Here is a 19420-nt window from a genome sequence, read left to right on the forward strand (position 1 = left end):
TCCGCGCCGCTCGCGTGCCGCTGACCTGCCAATGAAGCGCGAATTCGGGGGTATATGAACAAGTTCTTGAATGCACTGTCAATGTCGACTGCGGGCATGATCTTCCTGGTCAGCACGCCTGCGCACAGCGCAGCAGGGATCATTGACAACTTCCAGGTCATTTCCACGGTGGATGCGTTCAACGGCGCCACGCCTCCAGGGGCCGCCGGCCCCTACATACTGATCACGGCGATCGCACACGGGAAGCTGGACCCTCTCCATCCACTGAATGCCGGAATCGTCGACATCCAGAATGCAGCGCGCGATTCAAACGGGATGGTCTCGTATTCGACCGATGTGCTGATATTACGGCCCAAGTCGGCGGCCAACGCCGTCAGGGTTCTGTACTATGACGTGGTCAATCGGGGAAACAAGCTGGGGCTGGCCGACTTTGTCGGTGGGGACCTGGTGGCCGGAACGCCACCCCCCGCCACCTTCCCCTCGTTGGTGCAAAAGGGATACACCGTCGTCTGGAGTGGATGGCAGGGAGGGATTGCGCAGAGCGGCGACGGCCTCCATGGCGTTCTCGGAACCAGCTTCCCGGTCGCGAAGAACAGCGACGGCTCCGATATCACCGGACTCACCACTGAAGAATTCATCGGTTCGGGCAACACCATCCGGCTGACCTACAAGCCGGCATCGCCATCGAATTTCTCGGAGGTGAAATTTCTTGCCCGTCAAAGCTGGTACAACCGCGATCATCGGCTGGGGTACAACACCTCATACGCGACGCAAGTCGCCAGCTGGAATTACGTGACGAACGCTGACGGCAGCTATTCCGTCCACTTCACGCCCCCTGCCGTCGTCCCCGATGAACGCAATGTCAGCGTACCTGCCGACGCGGGCACGATCTACACGTTTGTATACCGGGCCAAGCAGCCGCTGTTGAATGGCATCGGCTTCGCGGCGGTTCGCGACCTGGTCTCCTACCTCAAGAATCTTCAGGCGGATGGCCAGGGCCACGTCAGTCCACTGAAGGACATGATGACGGCGCGGTGCGTGATGACCTCCTGCGCATCCAATCCCACCACCAACTTCGATGTCGCCATTGCGGGAGGACAGTCTCAGTCAGGCCGTTTTCTCAAGGATTTCCTCTACCAGGGATTCAACGCAGACAAATTCGGGAAGACGGTGTTCGATGGCATGCTGCCCATGATTTCCGGCGGGAAGCGGGCCTGGGTCAACATGAGGTTCTCCCAGCCGGGGGCGACGTCCACCGCCCATTCGGAACACTGGCAGCCCGGGGACCAGTTCCCGTTCACATACGGGGTCTTGACCGACCGCTATTCAGGCAGTTCGGATGGCATCCTGAAGAAGTGCCAGACCAACGGCACTTGTCCGAAGATTCTGCACATCGACAGTTCGCTCGAGTGGTGGCAAGGCCGCGGATCGTTGGTCGTCACCAATGATTCGGGTCTCGATATCACCCAGCCAGCCAATGTGCGGGTCTACATGGTTTCCGGGGCGCGACACGCTTCGGGGCCGGGGGTCAGGACGGGCGTCAACTCGCTGCCGAGCTCGACCAATGCGTGTCTGTTGCCGTTGACGAATATCAAGACGGCGACGATCTGGCGAGGTTTGCTATCAAAACTGGTCGGATGGGTGACGGTCGGAGCAAACCCGCCGGCTTCCTTGCATCCCACCGTTGCGGGAGGGGCGGTCCAGATGTCTCCCGATCAACCCGGTTATACGTTCCCGGCCTCGGTGGGCAGCCTCAGAGTTCCGCTGGGCGATGCGGCAACGCCAACCATCATCAGCGCCCCCACATCGGCTACTACAACCAGATCTACGCGACCAATTACTTCCCGTCCAACGGCCAAGCCGAACCGATCGTGGACCTCACCAAGGGATATATGCAGCATGTCCCCCAACTGGACAACAGCGGGAACGAGCTGGGCGGCATCTTGACACCCGAAGTCAAGGTCCCCGTGGCGAGCTACGTGGGATGGAGCGTCCGGAAGGAGGGGTTTGCACTTGGAGAGAGTTGCGGACTGGAAGGGTCGGCCATCCCCCTTGCGGTCAATCCGGCCACGAAGGGCGCCGGAGATCACCGGCCGACTTTGGCCGAGCTCTACCCAACGCGCACGGACTACATCGCCAAGTACCGGGCGGCGGCCAATGCGCTGGAGTCGCAAGGCTTCATCCTTCCGCTGGACAATGTCAACTGGTACCAGCCGGCGCCGACCAGTATTTCCGCCAACCTGATCCCTGCCCCCTAGGGGGATGCAGGGGGACGCAGGGGGACGCAGGGGGACGTAAGAAGACGCAGGTGGGCGCCCGTTGATCGCGGCGTCAAAGCCCCCGCACCATCTCCACGTGCGCGATCCCTGCTTCCTCGAACACCGGACCGCGCCGCTGGAACCCCGCGCGGGTGTAGAAGCCTTCGGCGCTGAGCTGCGCGTGCAGCAGCACCTCGCGGTAGCCCTGCTCCCGGCCGGCCTGCATCAATGCGTCCAGCACCTGGCGGCCGACGCGGCTGCCGCGCATCGGCGACAGCACCGCCATCCGCCCGATCTTGGCCACGCCCGGCACGTGCTCCAGCAGCCGGCCCGTGGCCAGCGGCCGGCCCAGCCGGTTGTAGGCCACCGCATGCGTGCAGCTCTCGTCGGCGGCGTCCCACTCCATCTCGGCGGGGATCTTCTGCTCCTCGACGAACACGGCCTGGCGGATCCGATGCGCGTCCTCGCCCACCGTCGCCCAGTTGCCCACGCGCGCCTCGGTCATCGCCTCGCCGCGCTCGAAGCCCAGCAGCAGGTCGCGCAGCGCCTGCGGCACCGCCTTGGGCACGCGCACGGCGGGATCGGCGAAGACGTAGACCAGTTCGCCGTGCACCAGGCATTCGTCGCCGCGGAACACCGCGCAGCTCACCGTCATCGACGTCGTGCCGACGCGCTCGGTGCGCACGCCGATGTCGAGCAGCTCGTCGTAATGCGCCGAGCCCAGGTACTCGATCGTCGACTTGCGGACGAAGAGATCGCCTTCCAGCGACTGCATCGTCGGCGCGTAGGGCAGCGCCAGCGCGCGCCAGTAGCCGCCGACCGCCGTGTCGAAGTAGGTCAGGTAGTGGCCGTTGAAGACGATCTGCTGCGCGTCGATCTCGGCCCAGCGCACGCGCAGGCGTTCGAAGAAGCGGAATCGGTCGCGGCTCATGCCGGCTTCGGTGGCGGTGGTGCTCATGCGGAAGCCCCGGTGGGGGTCGAAGGGGTCGTCGTCCCGGCGACGGGAGCGGAAACAGGAACGGGCGCGGGCAGGCCGAAGGCCGTCCTGAGCGCATCCGCGCAGTCGTCGAGCGCCTGCTCGGCCTCCGGGATGCTACGACCCATCTTGATGAAGTCGTGTGTCACGCCGCGGTACAGCTCCAGCCGCACCGCGTTGCCGTTGGCACGCAGCAGGTCGGCGTAGGCGATGCCCTCGTCGATCAGCGGATCGGCCTCGGCCAGGATCAGGGTGGCCGGCGCCACGCCTTCATGGTCCTCGGCCTCCAGCGGCGCGAAGCGCCAGTCGTTGCGCTGGTCGGCCGGGATGTACTGGTTGAAGAACCACGCGATGGTGTCGGCGTCCAGCAGATGGCCCTTGGCGAAGCGGCGGTGCGAATCGGTGTCCGCATGCGCCGTCGCGCCCGGCGTGATCAGCAGCTGCATCACGAGCGACAGGCCCAGGCGGTCCCGGATGTCGCGCGCGTGCAGCGCCGTCACCGCGGCCAGCGTGCCGCCGGCGCTGTCGCCGCCGACGGCGATGCGCGCGCGGTCCAGCCCCAGATCGGCCGCCGTGGCCGCCAGCCATTCGAGCGCGGCCCAGCAGTCGTCGACGGCGCCGGGGAACGGATGGTCGGGCGCGAGCCGGTAATCGACGGCGATCACCGCGCAGCCCGTGCGCAACGCGAGCTGGCGGCACAGGCTGTCATGGGTCTCGAGGCTGCCGATGACGAAGCCGCCGCCATGGAAGTACAGCAGCACGGGCAGGCCGCGGCCGTCCCGCGCGGCGGCGTCCTCGCGTGTGAGCGGCGCGTACAGGCGCGCGGCGATGTCGCCCGCGGGACCCGGGATGGCCAGATTCTCGATGCGCGGCAGCGGCGCCCGCGGCAGGTCCAGGATCTCGGCGCCCATCAGGTAGGCGATGCGGGCCTGCCTGGGCGTGAGGCTGTGGAACGACGGGCGGTTGGCGCGGTGGATGCGCTCGAGCACCGCGGCCATCCGCGGTGTCAACAAGGTGCTACTCAACGGGAACTCCAGGACGTAGGCTCGGCTGCTGCCAAGCCCCAATCGCGGGATTCTCCCAGACCCCGCGGGCCCGCGCCGCCGCGGCCCGCCATCACCCAGGCAAAGGACATCGCCCATGGCCCTGATCCAGTACCTCACCCACATCCACCTGGAGGCCGGCGCGCGCCGGCTGATCGGCGCGGAATGCGTGCGCGCCGGCATCGGCAAGCCGCTGATCGTCACCGACAAGGGCGTGCGCGCCGCCGGCGTGCTGGACCTGGTCCTGGAGGCCTGGGCCGCCTCGCCGATCGCCGCGGCCGCCCTGCCCGTGTATGACGGCACGCCGCCCAACCCGACCGAGACCGCCGTGCGCGAGGCCGTCGAGGTCTTCCGCGCCCACGGCTGCGACGGGCTGATCGCGATCGGCGGCGGCTCGAGCATCGACCTGGCCAAGGGCGTCGCGATCGCCGCGACCCACGAGGGCCCGCTGACGACGTACGCCACCATCCTCGGCGGCGCCGGGAACATCACCGCCCGGGCCGTGCCGCTCATCGCAGTGCCGACGACGGCGGGCACCGGCTCCGAGGTCGCGCGCGGCGCGATCATCATCGTGGACGACGGCCGCAAGCTCGGCTTCCACAACTGGGAGCTGATGCCCAAGTCGGCCGTCTGCGACCCGGAGCTGACGCGCAAGCTGCCGGCGTCGCTGACGGCGGCGACCGGCATGGATGCGATCGCGCACTGCATGGAGACCTTCATGTCGTCGGCCTTCAACCCGCCGGCCGACGGCATCGCGCTGGAGGGCCTGCGCCGCGGCTGGCGCCAGATCGAACGCGCCACCACCCATCCCGACGACCTCGACGCGCGTCTGGACATGATGGCCGCAAGCACGATGGGCGCGCTCGCCTTCCAGAAGGGCCTGGGCTGCGTCCATTCGCTGAGTCATGCGCTCGGCGGACTGATGCCGACGCTGCACCACGGCACCTTGAACGCGGTGTTCCTGCCGGCGGTGATCCGCTTCAACGGGATGCATGACTCGATGCGCCGCGACGACAAGATCGCCCGCATGGGCCACGCGATGAACCTGCAGGAAGGCACGCCGGCCGATGAACTCGCCGGCGCGGTCAAGGCGATGAACCAGCGGCTGGGATTGCCGGCCAGCCTTGGCGCGATGGGCGTGACGGTCGATCTCTACGACCAGATCGTCGAGCGCGCGCTGCACGACCACACCCACAAGACCAATCCGCGCGAAGCTTCGGCGAGCGACTACCGGAAGATGCTGGACGAGTCGATGTGAGCCGGCTGGCGGCGGCGCCTACCAACTAGTAGACAACCGGTAGAATGGGGCCTCGTTCATCCGGATCGGGCCCCATGACCGTCGAGCTCTCCCCCAAGGCCGCCGAGATCGTCGCGCACACGCGAGCGCTGCTGGTCTCGGGCGGCTACAACAGCTTCAGCTACGCCGACCTGGCCGAGCGGGTCAAGATCACCAAGGCCAGCATCCACCACCACTTCCCGAGCAAGGCGGTGCTGGTCCAGCGCGTGGTCTCGCTGTACCGCGAAGAGGCCCGCCACGGGCTGGCGGGCATGGAGCGACAGATCGGCGATCCGGCGTCCGTGCTCAATGCCTACGCGAACTACTGGGCCGGCTGCATCCGCAGCGGCGAGCACCCGTTCTGCATCTGCGCGATGCTCGCCACGGAGATGCCGACCATTCCGGAGGAAGTGGCGGTCGAGGTCCGCGCCCATTTCCACGACCTGAACGCCTGGCTCGCCGGCGTGCTCAAGCGCGGCGCCGCCGCCGGGCAGTTCCATCTCGGAGGGACCCCGGCGAACTCGGCGCGCGCGTTCATGGCGGTCGTGCATGGCGCAATGCTGGTGGCCCGCGCGGTCGACGATCCGAAGGCATTCGGCGCGATCGTGCAGCCGGCGATCGTCAAGTTGACCCAGCCGGCCTGACTGCCCAGACCGCGCGCGCTGCGCGCGCCCTCACCCCACCCTCTCCCGCAAGCGGGAGAGGGAGCCCGACCGGCGCCCTTCTTGCTCCCTCTCCCGCTTGCGGGAGAGGGCCGGGGTGAGGGCCAGCGGCGGTGGAAGTGCAGAAGCCCTCAGCGGTCCTCGGGGGCCTTGCCGGTCGTCTTCACCGCCCGCAGGAAGTCGAAGTCCACGCCCTGATCGGCCTGCGTGACCGTCTGCAGGAACAGCTTGCGATAACCGCGTTCCGCCGTCGGCTCGACGACCGGGTTCTCCGCGGCGCGCTTGGCGAGTTCCTCATCGGAAACCATCAACGCGATCTCCCGGTCCTTCACGCTCAGCCGGATGCGGTCGCCGTTGCGCACGTGCGCGAGCGGACCGCCCACCGCGGCCTCGGGCGTCACGTGCAGCACGATGGTGCCGAAGGCCGTGCCGCTCATGCGGCCGTCGGACACGCGCACGATGTCCTTCACCCCCGCCCGCGCCAGCTTGCGCGGGATCTGGATGTAGCCCGCCTCGGGCATGCCCGGCGCGCCCTTCGGTCCGATGTTCTTCAGCACCAGGATGTCGTCAGCGGTCACGTCGAGATCGTCGCTGTCGATGCGCGCGGCCAGGTCCGCGCCGTTCTCGAAGACCACCGCCCTGCCCTCATGCTCCATCAGCTTCGGGTCCGCCGCCGACTGCTTGATGATCGCGCCGCCTGGCGCCAGATTCCCGCGCAACACGGCCAGGCCGCCTTGCGGATAGATGGGCCGGTCGAAGGAGCGCACCACGTCCTGCTTGAAGCCCGCGCCCGCGCGTTCGATCTCCTCGCCCAGCGTCCGGCCGGTGACCGTCAGCGCTTCCAGGCGCAGCAGCGGCTTGAGCTCGCGCAGCAGCGTCGCCATGCCGCCCGCGTGGTGGAAATCCTCCATGTAATGCTGGCCCGACGGCTTCAGGTCGAGCAGCACCGGTGTCTCGCGTCCCAGGCGGTCGAGACCGGCGAGATCGATGTCGATCCCCATCCGACCCGCGATCGCGGTCAGGTGCACGATGCCGTTGGTCGAGCCGCCGATCGCGAGCAGCACGCGCAGCGCGTTCTCGAACGCGGCCGGCGTCAGGATCTTGTCGATCGTGAGGCCCTGGCGGGCGAGCTCGACCGCCTGCGCGCCGGTCTGCTCGGCGATGCGGATGCGGTCCGCCGTGACGGCCGGCGGCGACGCGCCGCCCGGCACCGTCATGCCGAGCGCCTCCGCCACGCAGGCCATCGTGGAGGCCGTCCCCATCACCGAGCAGGTGCCCACGCTGGCGACCAGCTGGTTGTTGACGTCGGCGATCTCCTGGTCGTCGATCTCGTCCGCGCGGTACTTGCCCCAGTAGCGGCGGCAATCGGTGCAGGCGCCGACGCGCTCGCCCCGATGACTGCCGGTCAGCATCGAGCCGGTGATCAGCTGGATCGCCGGGATGCCCGCGGACGCCGCGCCCATCAGCTGCGCCGGCACCGTCTTGTCGCAGCCACCGATCAGCACCACCGCGTCCATCGGCTGCGCGCGCACCAGCTCCTCGGTGTCCATGGACATCAGGTTGCGCAGGTACATGCTGGTCGGGGCGGAGAAGCTCTCGTGCACCGAGATCGTCGGGAAGTCCATCGGCAGCCCGCCGGCGAGCATGATCCCGCGCTTCACCGCCTCCAGCAGCTGCGGCATGTTCCCGTGGCACGGGTTGTAGCTGCTCCCGGTGTTGGTGATGCCGATGACCGGCCGGTCCAGCGCGTCGTCGGTGTAGCCCGCGCCCTTGATGAAGGCCTTGCGCAGGAACAGCGAGAAACCTTGATCGCCGTAGTTGGTCAGGCCCTTCTTCAGGCCCTTGGGGGTATCGCTCATGAGAGGCTCACTCGTCTGCCTTGATGTTGGCCTCGGCGATGACCTTGGCCCATTTCGTCACTTCGCCCTTGAGGCGCTCCTGCGCGGCGGCTGGCGTCAGCGGCGCCTGCGCCACCACGCCCTGCTGGGCCAACTGTGCCAGCACCTCGGGCCTGCGCAGCGCCTTGTAGATCTCCGCATTCAGGCGCTGCACCACGTCGGCCGGCGTGCCCGCCGGCACCAGCACGCCGAAGGTCGAGGTCACCAGGAGGTTGGGGAATCCCGCCTCGGCCGTCGTCGGCACGTCGGGCAGGCTCGGGTCCCGCGCGGAGGCGGCCACGGCCAGCGGCGTCAGCTTGCCGCCCTTGATGAACTGCAGCACCGCCGGGACGGTCTCGGCCATGAACTGGAGCTGGCCCGCGATCAGGTCGGTGACGGCGGGGCCGCTGCCGCGGTAGGGGATGTTCTCGGTGGCGAGTTTGCCTTGCAGCTTCAGCATCTCCGAGGCCATGCGCTGCGGCGCGCCGGCGCCGGACGAGCCGAAGGACACCTTGCCCGGGTTGGCCTGGATGTAGGCGACGAGCTCCTTGAGCGACCTGGCCGGCACGCCGGTGTTGGCCACGAAGACCAGCGGCACGCTGCCGACGACGGCGGCGGTCTGGAAGTCCTTGACCAGGTCGTAGCGGACCTTGCCCTTCTCCAGCGTCGCGATGGTCGAGTGCGAGGTCATCGCGCCCATCAGGATCGTGTAGCCGTCCGGCGCGGCCCTGGCCACGACCTGCGCGCCGAGGTTGCCGCCCGCGCCGGCGCGGTTCTCGACGATGACCTGCTTCCCGAGTCCGGTGGAGAGTTCCGCCGCGAGGATGCGGCCGATGATGTCGGTGGCGCCGCCCGGTGAGAACGGGACGATCATCGTGATGACCTTGTCCGGCCACGCGGCGGCCGCGGCGGGGCCGCCGAGGGCGAGCGAGGACGCGGCCACGGCGGCGGCGGCGGTCAGGACCTGACGGCGATCGACGCCGGGGGTCCGGCGCGGGGGACGGATCGGGGAACGGGGCATGTTGTCTCCTGGCTGTGGTCAGCGCGGTTGTTATGGGTCGTTGTGGGTAGCGATGGTTGGCCAAACACGACCTGAGAACAATTTGCTTCCCATTGCTTCAGAGCAAAAATTCCTTATGTTCCACAGCGCCGGCCCTGACCGGCGCGACGAGGGACGATGGAATGGATCTGCGCTACGTTCAGAGTTTCGTGACGACGGTGGAATGCGGCTCCATCGCGGAGGCCGCCCGGCGGCTGGACATGACCGCGCCGGCGGTCGCCGCGCGGCTGAAAGCGCTGGAGGACGATCTGGGCACACCGCTGATCCGGCGCTCGGGGCGCTCGGTGAAGCCGACGGCGGCGGGGCTCAACATCTTCGACCGCGCCCGCAACATGCTCCGCGAGGAGCGCGACCTGCGCGCGCTTGCCAACGAGAAGGTCCAGTTGGGCGAGCTGCGGCTGGGCGCGTTCGTCTCGGCGCTGACGACGGTGCTGCCGCCGGTGCTGCGACGCCTGTACGCGAGCCATCCCGACCTCTCGGTCTCGGTGGTCTCGAACGCGTCGACGGAGCTGGTCCGGATGGTGGCAGCGGGCGACCTCGACGCCGCGGTCGTCGTGGAGCCGCAGTTCGCGATCCCCAAGACCTGCGAGTGGCGCGAGCTGATGACGGAGCCGCTCGTCGTCGTGGCGCCCAGGGAACTGGCCCGTCGCGACGCACACGACCTGCTCCGCACCGAGCCCTTCATCCAGTACGACCGCTCGGTGCTCGGCGGCCAGTTGGCGGACCGCTACCTGCGCCAGCAAGGCCTGACCCCGCGACGCCGGCTGGAGATCAACGGCCTGATGTCGATCGCCGCGATGGTGGACCAGGGACTCGGCATCTCGCTGCTGCCGGACTGGTCGGCGCTGTGGTCCAGCGGGCTCTCGATCCAGAAGGTGCCCCTGCCCGGCACGGCGCCGGTCCGCAAGAGCGGCTTCGTCTGGAGCGCGCAAAGCCCGCGCGCGCCGCTGGCGCGGATGTTCCTGGAGCAGGCGGAGGCGCTGTTCGCGCCTGAGGCGAAGCGGAAGCGGTGACCGATAAATCCTGGCAAAACAGGTGGTTAGGTGTTTCAGACCCTGAGGTTATCTAAACACCCGCCAAAGCATCCGGATAACTACATAGAAGTGAAAATAGGCGTATATTCCTGCCAAAGTAGGAGGAAAGATGCGCAGAGTCGTTCGCGAGCCCTTTCCCGACCCCATGGTCCGGGATGCCATTGCCTTCGGGCAGGCGATCCGCGCTGCCCGGACGGCAGCGAGCATCAGCCTGGAAACCGCGGCTGACGCACTGGGAATCAGCAAAGCCACGATGAGCGATCTCGAAAACGGCCGGGGAACGGTCGCGCTGGGGACGGCTCTCCGCGCCGCTCAAGATCTTGGTGTCGCATGCTTCACCACGCCGCTGGCGAGCCAGCTTGAGGCTGCTCGTGCGCTGCAAGATGTGCGGAGCGGCAATCCCGAGCCGTGGGGCGGCATCGACGCCAAACGCGCACGCCCCGCTTCGCGTCGACAAACCGAAACGTCCGAATGAACCGTCTCGCGATCCGGACGTCGGGCCGACAGGTCGGCACGCTGATCCATGACCCCACGCGAAATCTCTTCGACTTCGTCTACGACCGGGACTGGCTCCGATCGGAAGACAGCTTCCCCCTGAGCCCGCAGATGCCAATGGCATCTGACACCACTGCGGTGGAGGACGCCCCCTTTGAGGCATTGGCGCCCGAAACGCGCTCCGCCATCGCCAGGGCGTTCTTTCAGAATCTGCTACCGGAAGGACAGGCGCTGGACGTCGCGGCACAAGCCAACGGCTTGTCCAAGGCCAATCTGGCAGGTCTTCTGCTCGCGCTGGGCGCGGAGACGGCCGGCGCATTGAGCGTCACCCTGGCGGACGCATCGACAGCACCGACAAACGCGCGGACGGCGTTGCGTGCGCTGCCATTCGGCGAGTTGAGTGAGCGCATCCGCGCCCGATCGCAGACCCCCTTCTCCGTCTGGGACGGCAAGGTGCGGCTGTCCATCGCTGGCCTGCAGGACAAGATCGCCGTGTTCGAGGACAACGGCGAGCTCTTTCTCGCCGATGGCGGCGGTTTCGCCTCGACCGTGATCCTCAAGCCCGCGCCGCAGAATCCGCGCTTCGGCGACCTGCCGGTCGTCGAGCATGTCTGCATGCATCTGGCGGCGGCCGTGGGCATTCCGACCGCTCGGACGCGACTGCTGCATGTGCCGGAGCCGGTGCTCCTCGTCGAACGCTTCGACCGCAGGCGTTCGGCGGACGGCCTCGTGCAACGCCTGCACATCATCGATGCCTGCCAAGGGCTGGGACTGACTCCGGAGCTCAAGTACGAGCGTGCCTACGGCGATCAGGAGGCAGTGAAACACCTGCGCGACGGCGCCTCGCTGAGGCAGCTGTTCAGCCTCTCGGCAGCGAGTGCCTCCCCGCTGTCCATGCGCATGCAGCTCGTGGACCGCCTCATCTTCAACGTGCTGATCGGTAACACCGATGCGCATGGCAAGAACTGGTCGTTCTTCATCGAGCGCCGTGCCGGGTTGCTGAGTCTCGCCCCCGCCTACGACCTGGTGGACGTCGAAGCGGTCGCCGACGAATACATGAGCACGAGCTTCGCGATGGGCATCGGGGACGCATTCCACCTGGAGGAACTCGGGGCATTCCAATGGGCGAGCATGGCCGTGGAATGCGGCCTTACCCCGCGGCAACTCGCCACGCGCATCCGGGCCCTGAGCACCCGCTTGCCCAAGGCGTTCAACGACTCCCGTTCCACGCTGGAAGAGCAAGGCGTGACCCCGGCGCTGCTCGACGCCATGGCCGCACGTCTGGCGCATCGTTGCCAGCGCCTCGCCAAGCATGCGTCATTGATTCCCCAGGTCTCACCAGAGGACCTGATGTGATGCATTCATGCCGGCGTATGAGCCATGCCGCCCCGGCATAACAGCTAGCGCCCTTCCAGCATTGGTGTCGGCCGGGTCACCGACCAGAATGCGCGCGGGCGGATCCTCCCGGTCCGACTCTCCGCGCGCTGTCTCCGGCGCCGATTCCCCACAAGGTCCCCATGAAGAGACAAGCATTCCTCTGGGCCGGCGCCGCATTGGCGTTCGCCGCTCCGCTCGCGTTCGCGCAGACCCTCCCGCCCGGTCCCGTCAAGATCGTCGTCGGCTACTCGGCCGGCGGCGCCGTGGACGTGGTCGCCCGCGCCGTCGCCGTGCGGCTGCAGACCGAGCTGAAGCAGCCGGTCATCGTCGACAACAAGCCCGGCGGCGGCAGCAACATCGCCGCGCGCACCGTCGTGACCGCATCGGCCGACGGCGCCACGCTGCTGATGGCCGCCAACGCCGTCGCGGCCAACATGGCCCTCTACCAGCCGCCGCCCTACGACGTGGAGAAAGACCTGGCCCCGGTCGCCCTGATCGGTCGCGTGCCGGTCATCATCGCGGTCAACCCGGAGTCGCCGTACAAGACGCTCGCCCAGTTGATCGAGGCCGCCAAGGCCAAGCCGGAATCCGTCGGTTATGCGACGCCGGGCAACGGCTCCACGCCGCATCTGGCCGTGGAGCTGTTCGCCAGCGCCGCGAAGATCAACCTGATGCACGTGCCCTACAAGGGCGGCGCCCAGGCGCTCACCGACGTCATCGGCGGCCAGGTGCCCGTCGTGGCACTCAACGCGCTGGAGATCCTGCCGCACTGGAAAAGCGGCAAGCTGCGCCCGCTCGCCGTGCTGAGCGCCAAGCGCTCCGCGCTGTTCCCCGACGTGCCGACGATCGCGGAGTCCGGCTTCCCCGGCTTCGAGGCCTCGGTCTGGTACGGCCTGATGGCGCCGGCCGGCACGCCCAAGCCGGTGCTGGCCGCGCTGAGCGCCGCCGCCGTCAAGGCCGCTCAATCGTCGGAAGTGAAGGAACGCCTGGCCCAGGCCGGCGGCGAGAGCACGCCCGGTGACGCCGCGGCCTTCGCCAAGCACCTGCACGCCGAGCGCGAGCGCTACACGAAGCTGATCACCGCCGCGAAGATCAAGCCGGACTGAGGGACGGGCGAGGCGCGCGCGCTTCCCCGGACAACGGGCGATCTGCGCGTCCGCCGCGCCGTCCGGCCGGGTAATCACGCTCGCGATGCGCGGGGAATCGACGTCTCATGGATCCACAAGATCAGGAGACGTCATGACCCAATCCCGCTTCCCTCGCGACCGATCGCGCCGCGCATTCGCGCTCACCTCGGCTGCGATCGCCGCCATCGGCCTGATGGGCGCCCTCCCCGCGCTGGCGCAGGACTTCCCCTCGAAGCCGATCCGCTTCATCGTGCCCTATGCGGCCGGGGGCACGACCGACCTGGTCGCGCGCACCGTCGGCGCGCACATGGCGCAGACGCTCGGGCAATCCGTCGTCATCGAGAACCGCGGCGGCGCCGGCGGCAACCTCGGCATGGACGCGGTGGCGAAGTCCGCGCCGGACGGCTACACGGTCGGGATGGGCGCCATCTCGACCAACGCGCTGAACCCGCACATCTACAAGAAGATGGCCTTCGACCCGCGCAAGGATTTCAGCGCGATCGGATTGCTCGGCAACTCGACGATCGTGCTGGAGGTGTCGCCGTCCGTGCCGGTCAAGACCGTCGCCGAGTTGCGCGCGCATGTCGCGAAGAACCCCGGCATGCCGTTCGGGACGGCCGGCGCGGGCACCTCGATGCATCTGGCCGGCGTGCTGTTCGGCCAGCTCAGCCACACCGAGTGGGTGCACGTGCCCTACAAGGGCAGCGCGCCCTTGATCACGGACCTCATCGGCGGCCAGATCCCCGTGGCCTTCGACAACCTGCCCGCCTCGCTGCCGCACATCCAGGCCGGCAAGCTGCGTGCGCTGGCGGTGGCCGGCTCGCAGCGCAACCCGGCGCTGCCCGACGTACCGACGCTCGCCGAGGCGGGCCTGCCGGGTTACGCGATCGAACCGTGGTTCGGCGTGTACGGTCCCGCCGGTCTGCCCGCGCCCGTCGTGCGTCGCCTGGAGCAGGCGCTGAAAGCCGCGCTGGCCGATCCCGGCGTGAAGGAGAAGCTGATCGCCGCCGGCTTCTCGCCGAAGTCCTCGACCGCCGCGGAGCTCGCGGCGCTGTCGGCGCAGGAGTACGAGCGGCTCGGCAAGGTGGCGCGCAGCGCCAACATGTCGGCGGACTGACCGTCACCCGTCGCCTTCCACGACCTGCTCGTCGCCGGGCAGGCCGGAAGGACCACGTCGCAGCCCTCGACCTTGCTCAGCGCGTGGGGCGCTTCACCGCGGCGCCGGCCTTGCACGACGCCACGTCGAACTGCGTCGTGCCCGACGCGCCGCGGCCGCCGGTGGTGCCGTCCGCCGGCGTCCACTCGTTGACCAGCGGCAGGCTGCCGCCGAAGTCCGCAGCGTTCATCGCGGTGAAGCGCGTCTGCCATTGCGAGCCGTGCGGCGTGCTGAACAGCTGCAGCTTCGTCAGCCCGCCGCGGCCCGTCGGCAGGTTCACCGCGAAGGTCGCGAAGTTGTCGCCGCTGGTCGCGTCCTTGGCGCCGCGCTTGTAGCCGGTCGCGTCGTTGGGCCGGTTGAAGTCGCGATAGCCGATCGGCAGCAGATGGCGCAGGACCGTACCGTCCGCATAGGTCGCCACCAGCGTGTAGTCGCAGCCGTTGTACACGCAGTAGTAGCCGCTCCAGCCGCCCGGCTTGTCGCTCAGGATGCGGTCGACGTCGGCCTGCACCGTCGGGTCCATGCGCTGCGGCAGGTTGCCGGTCCACGCCGGCGTCACCACCATCGTGCTGGCCGTCGGCGCCAGGTTGAAGTGGGACACGGTGCCGATCACCGTCTGCACCTGCTGGTCGAGCTGCAGCACGTCCACGCCGGCCCGGGCGCGGTCGTCGTTGGACACCTTCTCGAACGCGCCCGTCGTGCGGTTCCAGCGCTTGTAGCCGCCGTCGAAGCTCGAGTCCGGGAACAGCTTGTCCAGGAAGCCCTGCTGCATGATCGCGGCCTGGTAGTCCGAGAACGCGTTCCAACGGTAGACCTGCGCATTGCGGTCGTCGTCGCCGCCCGACATCGGCGTGCGCTGGTAGCAGACGCCACCCACGGTGCGGGCGCCGCAGTCCTGGCCGCTGAACTCGCGCGTCGTCAGCAGCTGCTGCTTGACGCTGTCGAAGCCCCAGCTCGAGCCGCTCTTCGTGCCCATCGGGTACGGATCGTCGCCCGCATCGGCCGCGGCATCCGCGTGCGGCAGGCCGTAGGCATGGCCCATCTCGTGGTTGAAGATGGCCGAGTAGATCGTGTCGGGCCGGTAGTCGCCGCCGGACACGGCCACGCCGCCACCGCCCAGTCCGCCGCCGGTCGAGGCCGCGACCTGCTTGCCGCCGCTGATCGTCTGGACGAAGCCGTAGAAGCCCGCCGCGAACGAGCCGTCACGGTTGCCCGTCCAGCCGCGCATGTCGCCGAGGATGCGCAGCATCCGGGCATTGGTGTCGCCCTCGATCGCGCGGTAGTCGGCCCACGAGGACACGGTCATCGCCGGATAGCAGAACTTGTCGTCGTTGCGGCCGGGCACCGCCAGCTGGTCGATCGTGACCGCGCCGGCGACGCGCGTGTCGAGCTTCGCGACCGGCAGCTTCTCTCGGTACTCGACGTCGATCGCATAACCCGCGGTCGACGCGACGCCCAGCTTGAAGTCCGCGACGACGGACTGCGCCGCGCGCGCGCCGAAGAGATACATCGGCACCGTGTGATGCTTCAGCGTCGTGGCCGGGGTGACCGCCAGCGCGATCGTGCGCGGCGAGGAGAAGTCGACGTTGCCGACCTCCAGCTTCGCGCCGATCTGCAGCCACTCCTTGGGCAGCAGCACGCTGTACTTGACCGTCGAGTAGGCCGCGCCGCCGCCATCCGCCGCGGGCAGCTTGGCCGGCGCATTCATCGTCACGGGGCCGAGCGTGCGCCCGTCCGCCAGCTTCGCGCGCACGACCAGCGTGTTCACGCCGCTCGCCGGCTCCAGCATCAGCAGCGCCGGGCGGTCGGCCACCAGCTGCAGCTTGCGGCTGGTGTTGTTCTTGACCTCGTTGGGCGACTGCATCGTCCGGCCGCCGGCCGGGATCACATGGGTCTGGGCGAGCTCGACGCCACGCAGTTCGGGCGTCGGGGCCGGTGCGGGGGCCGGCGTCGGCCCGGCCGCCGGGGCGGGCGCAGGCGCGGGACCGGGTGCCGGCGCCGGTGAGGGCCCAGGCGCGGGAGCCGGCGCGGGCGACGGAGCCGGAGCGGGCGACGGAGCCGGAGCCGGAGCGGGAGCCGGAGACGGCCCTGGCGCAGGGGACGGTGCAGGAGAAGGCGCGGGCGACGCCGTCGGAGGCGTCGCAGGATCGTTCGGCGGCGCGGGAGCGGGAGCCGGAGCGGGTCCCGGTGCCGCGCCGTTGCCGTTGCCCGGCGTGGTGCCTTGCGTCGGCGTGGGCGTCGTCGCGGTGTCCTTGTCACCGTCGCCGCCGCCGCAGGCCGCCAGGGCGGCAGAGGCGATCAACGCGAGGACGAAGGGAAAGACATTCGGGCGAGGACGGTTCATCACGGGCGAGGAGCAAATCGGATCGGGCCGCGATGATCGTGGATCAGGCTTGAAAGCGCATTCATGCCTGACCAACTCTTACACCTGATGCAGCCGCGGCACAGTCGTCCACTGGGTTGCGGGGTTGCAGGTGTCAGGTATTGCGTCCCCGGAGTGGCGCGTTCCGACGAACGCCGACATGGGTCGGCGCGGGTCGGATCGGTTCGATCGCGTCCGAGTCGAGCGGATCGGCGCGGCTCAGCGTGCAGGCCGCTTCACCGCGGCGCCGACCTTGCACGACGCCGTGTCGAACTGCGTCGTGCCAGGCGCGCCCTTGCCGCCGGTGGTGCCGTCCGCCGGCGTCCACTCGTTCACCAGCGGCAGGCTGCCGCCGAGGTCCGCGGCATTCATCACCGGGAAGCGCGTCTGCCATTGCGAGCCGTGCGGCGTGCTGAACAGCTGCAGCTTCACCAGCCCGCCGCGGCCGGTCGGCAGGTTCACCGCGTAGGTGGAGAAGTTGTCCGCGCTGGTCGCGTCCTTGGCGCCGCGCTTGTAGCCGGTCGCGTCGTTGGGCTTGTTCCAGTCGCGGTAACCGACCGGCAGCAGATGACGCAGCACCGTGCCGTCCGCGTAGGTGGCCACCAGCGTGTAGTCGCAGCCGCTGGTCACGCAGTAGTAGCCGTTCCAGCCGCCGGGCTTGTCGCTCAGGAGGCGGTCCACGTCGGTCTGCACCGTCGGGTCGAGGCGCTGCGGCAGGTTGCCGGTCCACGCCGGCGTCACCACCATCGTGCTGGCCGTCGGGGCGGCATTGAAATGCGAGACCGTGCCGATCACCGTCTGCACCTGCTGGTCCAGCTGCAGCACGTCGGTGCCCGAACGCGCGCGGTCGTCGTTGGTGACCTTCTCGAACGCGCCCGTCGTGCGGTTCCAGCGCTTGTAGCCGCCGTCGACGCTCGAGTCCGGGAACAGCTTGTCCAGGAAGCCCTGCTGCAGGATCGCGGCCTGGTAGTCCGAGAACGCATTCCAGCGGTAGCTCAAGGCATTGCGGTCGTCCTCGCCGCCCGACATCGGCGTGCGCTGGTAGCAGACGCCGTCGACGGTGCGCGTGTCGCAGGACTGGCCGCTGAACTCCCGCGTCGTCAGCAGCTGCTGCTTGACGCTGTCGAAGCCCCAGCTGGAACCGCTCTTCGTGCCCAGCTTGTACGGATCGTCGCCCGCCTCGGCCGCGGTGTCCGCGTGCGGCAGGCCGTAGGCATGGCCCATCTCGTGATGGAAGATGGCCGAGTAGATCGCATCGGGACGGGTGTCGACGCCCGACACGGCCACACCGCTGCCGCCCAGTCCGCCGCCGGTCGAGGCCGCGAGCTGCTTGCCCGCGCTGGTGGTCTGGATGAAGCCGTAGAAGCCCGCCGCGAACGCCTGGTCGCGGTTGGCCGTCCAGCCGCGCATGTCGCGCAGCACGCGCAGCATCCGGGCGTTGGCATCGCCGTCGATCGCCCGGAAGTCGGCCCACGAGGAGACCGTCATCGCCGGGTAGCAGAACTTGTCGTCGTTGCGGCCGGGGACCGCCAGCTGGTCGATCGTGACCGCCCCCGCGACGCGCGTGTCGAGCCTGGCGACGGGCAGCTTCTCGCGGTACTCGGCATCGATCGGATAACCGGCCGTCGAGATCGCGCCGAGGCTGAAGTCCGACACCACCGACTGCGCGGCGCGCGCGCCGAACAGGTAGATCGGCACCGTGTGATGCTTGAGCGTCGTGGCCGGCGTGACGGTCAGCGCGATCGTCCGGGGCGACGAGAAATCGGTCCGGCCCACTTCCAGGATCGCGCCGATCTGCACCCATTCCTTGGGCAGCAGCGCGCTGTACTTGACCGACGAATACGCGACACCGCCGCCGTCGGACGTCGGCAGCCGGGCCGGCGCGTTCATCGTCAGCGGGCCGAGCGTGCGGCCGTCCGCGAGCTTCGCGCGCACCAGCAGCGTGCCGGCCGTTCCGTCGCCGGTCGACGGCTGCAGCATCAGCAGCGCCGCGCGGTCGGCGACCAGTTGCAGCTTGCGGTTCTTGTTGAGCTTGACCTCGTTGGGCGACTGCATCGTGCGGCCGCCGGGCGGGATCACATGGGTCTGGGCCAGTTCGACGCCCAGCAGCTCCGGCGTGACGACGGGCGCGGGCACCACCACGGCGGCGGACTCGGGCGCCGGTGCCGGGGTGGGTGCGGGCGCCGGGGACGCCGCCGGGGAAGGCGACGGTGCCGGAGAAGGCGACGGCGAGGCGAACGGTCCCGGCAGATAGAGGGCCATCGCGCGCGCCGGTGCCGTGGTGACGGTCACGTCCTGCGGCGTCGTCGTTCCGGCGGAGGCGAAGCGCATCGGCACGCCCGCATTGGCGCGCGCCGCCGCCGCAGGCGCGGGCACCGGCGCTGCCAGCACCGGCGGCGGCTTCGGCACGGCGCCGGTCGCGGCGAATTTCGGTTTGCGGGCGACGGGCGCGGGCGCCTCCGGCAGTCGCACCGGGCCCATGCCCATCGGCACGGGACCCGCCGCGGCGCCCTGCGACGGCTTGGCCGGATCCGGTTCAGGCTGGGCACTGTCTCCCACCTTGTACGCGGCGAATGACGCTGCGGCGATGAACGCGGCAACGGAGACGACCGCTTTGGGGTAAGGCACCAGCATGAGTTCGATGGATGGATTGAAAAGGCGGCGAATGATCAACGATCCTTCCACCTTCCCAGCCCGATCCTGACCAACTCTTACAC

General features: G+C 68.9%; 15 protein-coding genes. 9 read left to right on the top strand and 6 right to left on the bottom strand.

The features are described 5' to 3' along the window. Nucleotides 1-54: 54 nt before the first annotated feature. Entirely contained in the window at nt 55-1947 is a 1893-nt protein-coding gene (locus ACQ86G_RS25840; RefSeq protein ID WP_431257957.1) for an alpha/beta hydrolase domain-containing protein, read from the top strand. Further along, nucleotides 1893-2258: an alpha/beta hydrolase domain-containing protein gene (locus ACQ86G_RS25845; RefSeq protein ID WP_431261496.1), complete on the top strand. Its 366-nt coding sequence runs from the start codon at nt 1893-1895 to the stop codon at nt 2256-2258. Before ACQ86G_RS25840 ends, ACQ86G_RS25845 begins: the two co-directional genes overlap by 55 nt. A gap of 73 nt (nt 2259-2331) precedes the next feature. Here ACQ86G_RS25845 and ACQ86G_RS25850 read toward each other — a convergent pair whose 3' ends face one another. Together ACQ86G_RS25850 and ACQ86G_RS25855 are read right to left on the bottom strand one after the other, a co-directional pair. Further along, on the bottom strand, nt 2332-3216 hold the full coding sequence (locus ACQ86G_RS25850; RefSeq protein ID WP_431257958.1) for a YbgC/FadM family acyl-CoA thioesterase: 885 nt from the start codon (nt 3214-3216) through the stop codon (nt 2332-2334). Further along, a complete protein-coding gene (locus ACQ86G_RS25855) occupies nt 3213-4232 on the bottom strand; it encodes an alpha/beta hydrolase (RefSeq protein ID WP_431261497.1) in 1020 nt (339 codons plus the stop codon). The genes ACQ86G_RS25850 and ACQ86G_RS25855 overlap by 4 nt, the downstream gene beginning before the upstream one ends. A gap of 142 nt (nt 4233-4374) precedes the next feature. Here ACQ86G_RS25855 and ACQ86G_RS25860 point away from each other — a divergent pair, with 142 nt between their 5' ends. Continuing rightward, nucleotides 4375-5535 (top strand): iron-containing alcohol dehydrogenase, encoded by a 1161-nt coding sequence (locus ACQ86G_RS25860; RefSeq protein ID WP_431257959.1) that lies wholly within the window; start codon nt 4375-4377, stop codon nt 5533-5535. 74 nt (nt 5536-5609) lie between these two features. Further along, nucleotides 5610-6197: a TetR/AcrR family transcriptional regulator gene (locus ACQ86G_RS25865; RefSeq protein WP_431257960.1), complete on the top strand. Its 588-nt coding sequence runs from the start codon at nt 5610-5612 to the stop codon at nt 6195-6197. A 149-nt stretch (nt 6198-6346) separates the two neighbouring features. Here the strand turns inward: ACQ86G_RS25865 and ACQ86G_RS25870 are convergent, their stop codons facing one another. Beyond that, complete coding sequence (locus ACQ86G_RS25870; protein ID WP_431257961.1) at nt 6347-8074, bottom strand: IlvD/Edd family dehydratase; 1728 nt, start codon at nt 8072-8074, stop codon at nt 6347-6349. 7 nt (nt 8075-8081) lie between these two features. Further along, nucleotides 8082-9113, bottom strand: coding sequence for a Bug family tripartite tricarboxylate transporter substrate binding protein (locus ACQ86G_RS25875; RefSeq protein ID WP_431257962.1), 1032 nt, complete (start codon nt 9111-9113; stop codon nt 8082-8084). 161 nt (nt 9114-9274) lie between these two features. Between ACQ86G_RS25875 and ACQ86G_RS25880 the strand changes: the two genes are divergently transcribed. From ACQ86G_RS25880 to ACQ86G_RS25900, 5 genes are all read left to right on the top strand, one after another. Beyond that, entirely contained in the window at nt 9275-10165 is an 891-nt protein-coding gene (locus tag ACQ86G_RS25880; RefSeq protein ID WP_431257963.1) for a LysR family transcriptional regulator, read from the top strand. Nucleotides 10166-10295: 130 nt separating this feature from the next. Then, nucleotides 10296-10661 carry a helix-turn-helix domain-containing protein gene (locus ACQ86G_RS25885; RefSeq protein WP_431257964.1) on the top strand — a complete coding sequence of 122 codons (366 nt, stop codon included), beginning with the start codon at nt 10296-10298 and terminating at the stop codon, nt 10659-10661. Beyond that, a complete protein-coding gene (locus tag ACQ86G_RS25890; RefSeq protein WP_431257965.1) occupies nt 10658-12037 on the top strand; it encodes a HipA domain-containing protein in 1380 nt (459 codons plus the stop codon). The genes ACQ86G_RS25885 and ACQ86G_RS25890 overlap by 4 nt, the downstream gene beginning before the upstream one ends. Before the next feature lie 161 nt (nt 12038-12198). Then, complete coding sequence (locus tag ACQ86G_RS25895) at nt 12199-13164, top strand: tripartite tricarboxylate transporter substrate-binding protein (protein ID WP_431257966.1); 966 nt, start codon at nt 12199-12201, stop codon at nt 13162-13164. Nucleotides 13165-13297: 133 nt separating this feature from the next. After that, on the top strand, nt 13298-14302 hold the full coding sequence (locus ACQ86G_RS25900) for a Bug family tripartite tricarboxylate transporter substrate binding protein (RefSeq protein WP_431257967.1): 1005 nt from the start codon (nt 13298-13300) through the stop codon (nt 14300-14302). A gap of 76 nt (nt 14303-14378) precedes the next feature. Here ACQ86G_RS25900 and ACQ86G_RS25905 read toward each other — a convergent pair whose 3' ends face one another. Beyond that, a complete protein-coding gene (locus ACQ86G_RS25905; RefSeq protein ID WP_431257968.1) occupies nt 14379-16205 on the bottom strand; it encodes a M66 family metalloprotease in 1827 nt (608 codons plus the stop codon). 717 nt (nt 16206-16922) lie between these two features. Next, nucleotides 16923-19337: a M66 family metalloprotease gene (locus tag ACQ86G_RS25910; RefSeq protein ID WP_431257969.1), complete on the bottom strand. Its 2415-nt coding sequence runs from the start codon at nt 19335-19337 to the stop codon at nt 16923-16925. Between the last annotated feature and the right edge of the window lie 83 nt (nt 19338-19420).

It is taken from the genome of Roseateles chitinivorans (assembly GCF_050632145.1).
Classification (GTDB): Bacteria; Pseudomonadota; Gammaproteobacteria; order Burkholderiales; family Burkholderiaceae_C; genus Roseateles; species Roseateles chitinivorans_B.

Excerpts from the sequence above, each read along its gene's own strand:
- ACQ86G_RS25840 (WP_431257957.1), top strand. The coding sequence starts at position 55 with ATGAACAAGTTCTTGAATGCACTGTCAATGTCGACTGCGGGCATGATC.
- ACQ86G_RS25845 (WP_431261496.1), top strand. The coding sequence starts at position 1,893 with ATGCAGCATGTCCCCCAACTGGACAACAGCGGGAACGAGCTGGGCGGC.
- ACQ86G_RS25850 (WP_431257958.1), bottom strand. The coding sequence starts at position 3,216 with ATGAGCACCACCGCCACCGAAGCCGGCATGAGCCGCGACCGATTCCGC.
- ACQ86G_RS25855 (WP_431261497.1), bottom strand. The coding sequence starts at position 4,232 with ATGGCCGCGGTGCTCGAGCGCATCCACCGCGCCAACCGCCCGTCGTTC.
- ACQ86G_RS25860 (WP_431257959.1), top strand. The coding sequence starts at position 4,375 with ATGGCCCTGATCCAGTACCTCACCCACATCCACCTGGAGGCCGGCGCG.
- ACQ86G_RS25865 (WP_431257960.1), top strand. The coding sequence starts at position 5,610 with ATGACCGTCGAGCTCTCCCCCAAGGCCGCCGAGATCGTCGCGCACACG.
- ACQ86G_RS25870 (WP_431257961.1), bottom strand. The coding sequence starts at position 8,074 with ATGAGCGATACCCCCAAGGGCCTGAAGAAGGGCCTGACCAACTACGGC.
- ACQ86G_RS25875 (WP_431257962.1), bottom strand. The coding sequence starts at position 9,113 with ATGCCCCGTTCCCCGATCCGTCCCCCGCGCCGGACCCCCGGCGTCGAT.
- ACQ86G_RS25880 (WP_431257963.1), top strand. The coding sequence starts at position 9,275 with ATGGATCTGCGCTACGTTCAGAGTTTCGTGACGACGGTGGAATGCGGC.
- ACQ86G_RS25885 (WP_431257964.1), top strand. The coding sequence starts at position 10,296 with ATGCGCAGAGTCGTTCGCGAGCCCTTTCCCGACCCCATGGTCCGGGAT.
- ACQ86G_RS25890 (WP_431257965.1), top strand. The coding sequence starts at position 10,658 with ATGAACCGTCTCGCGATCCGGACGTCGGGCCGACAGGTCGGCACGCTG.
- ACQ86G_RS25895 (WP_431257966.1), top strand. The coding sequence starts at position 12,199 with ATGAAGAGACAAGCATTCCTCTGGGCCGGCGCCGCATTGGCGTTCGCC.
- ACQ86G_RS25900 (WP_431257967.1), top strand. The coding sequence starts at position 13,298 with ATGACCCAATCCCGCTTCCCTCGCGACCGATCGCGCCGCGCATTCGCG.
- ACQ86G_RS25905 (WP_431257968.1), bottom strand. The coding sequence starts at position 16,205 with ATGCAGTCGCCCAACGAGGTCAAGAACAACACCAGCCGCAAGCTGCAG.
- ACQ86G_RS25910 (WP_431257969.1), bottom strand. The coding sequence starts at position 19,337 with ATGCTGGTGCCTTACCCCAAAGCGGTCGTCTCCGTTGCCGCGTTCATC.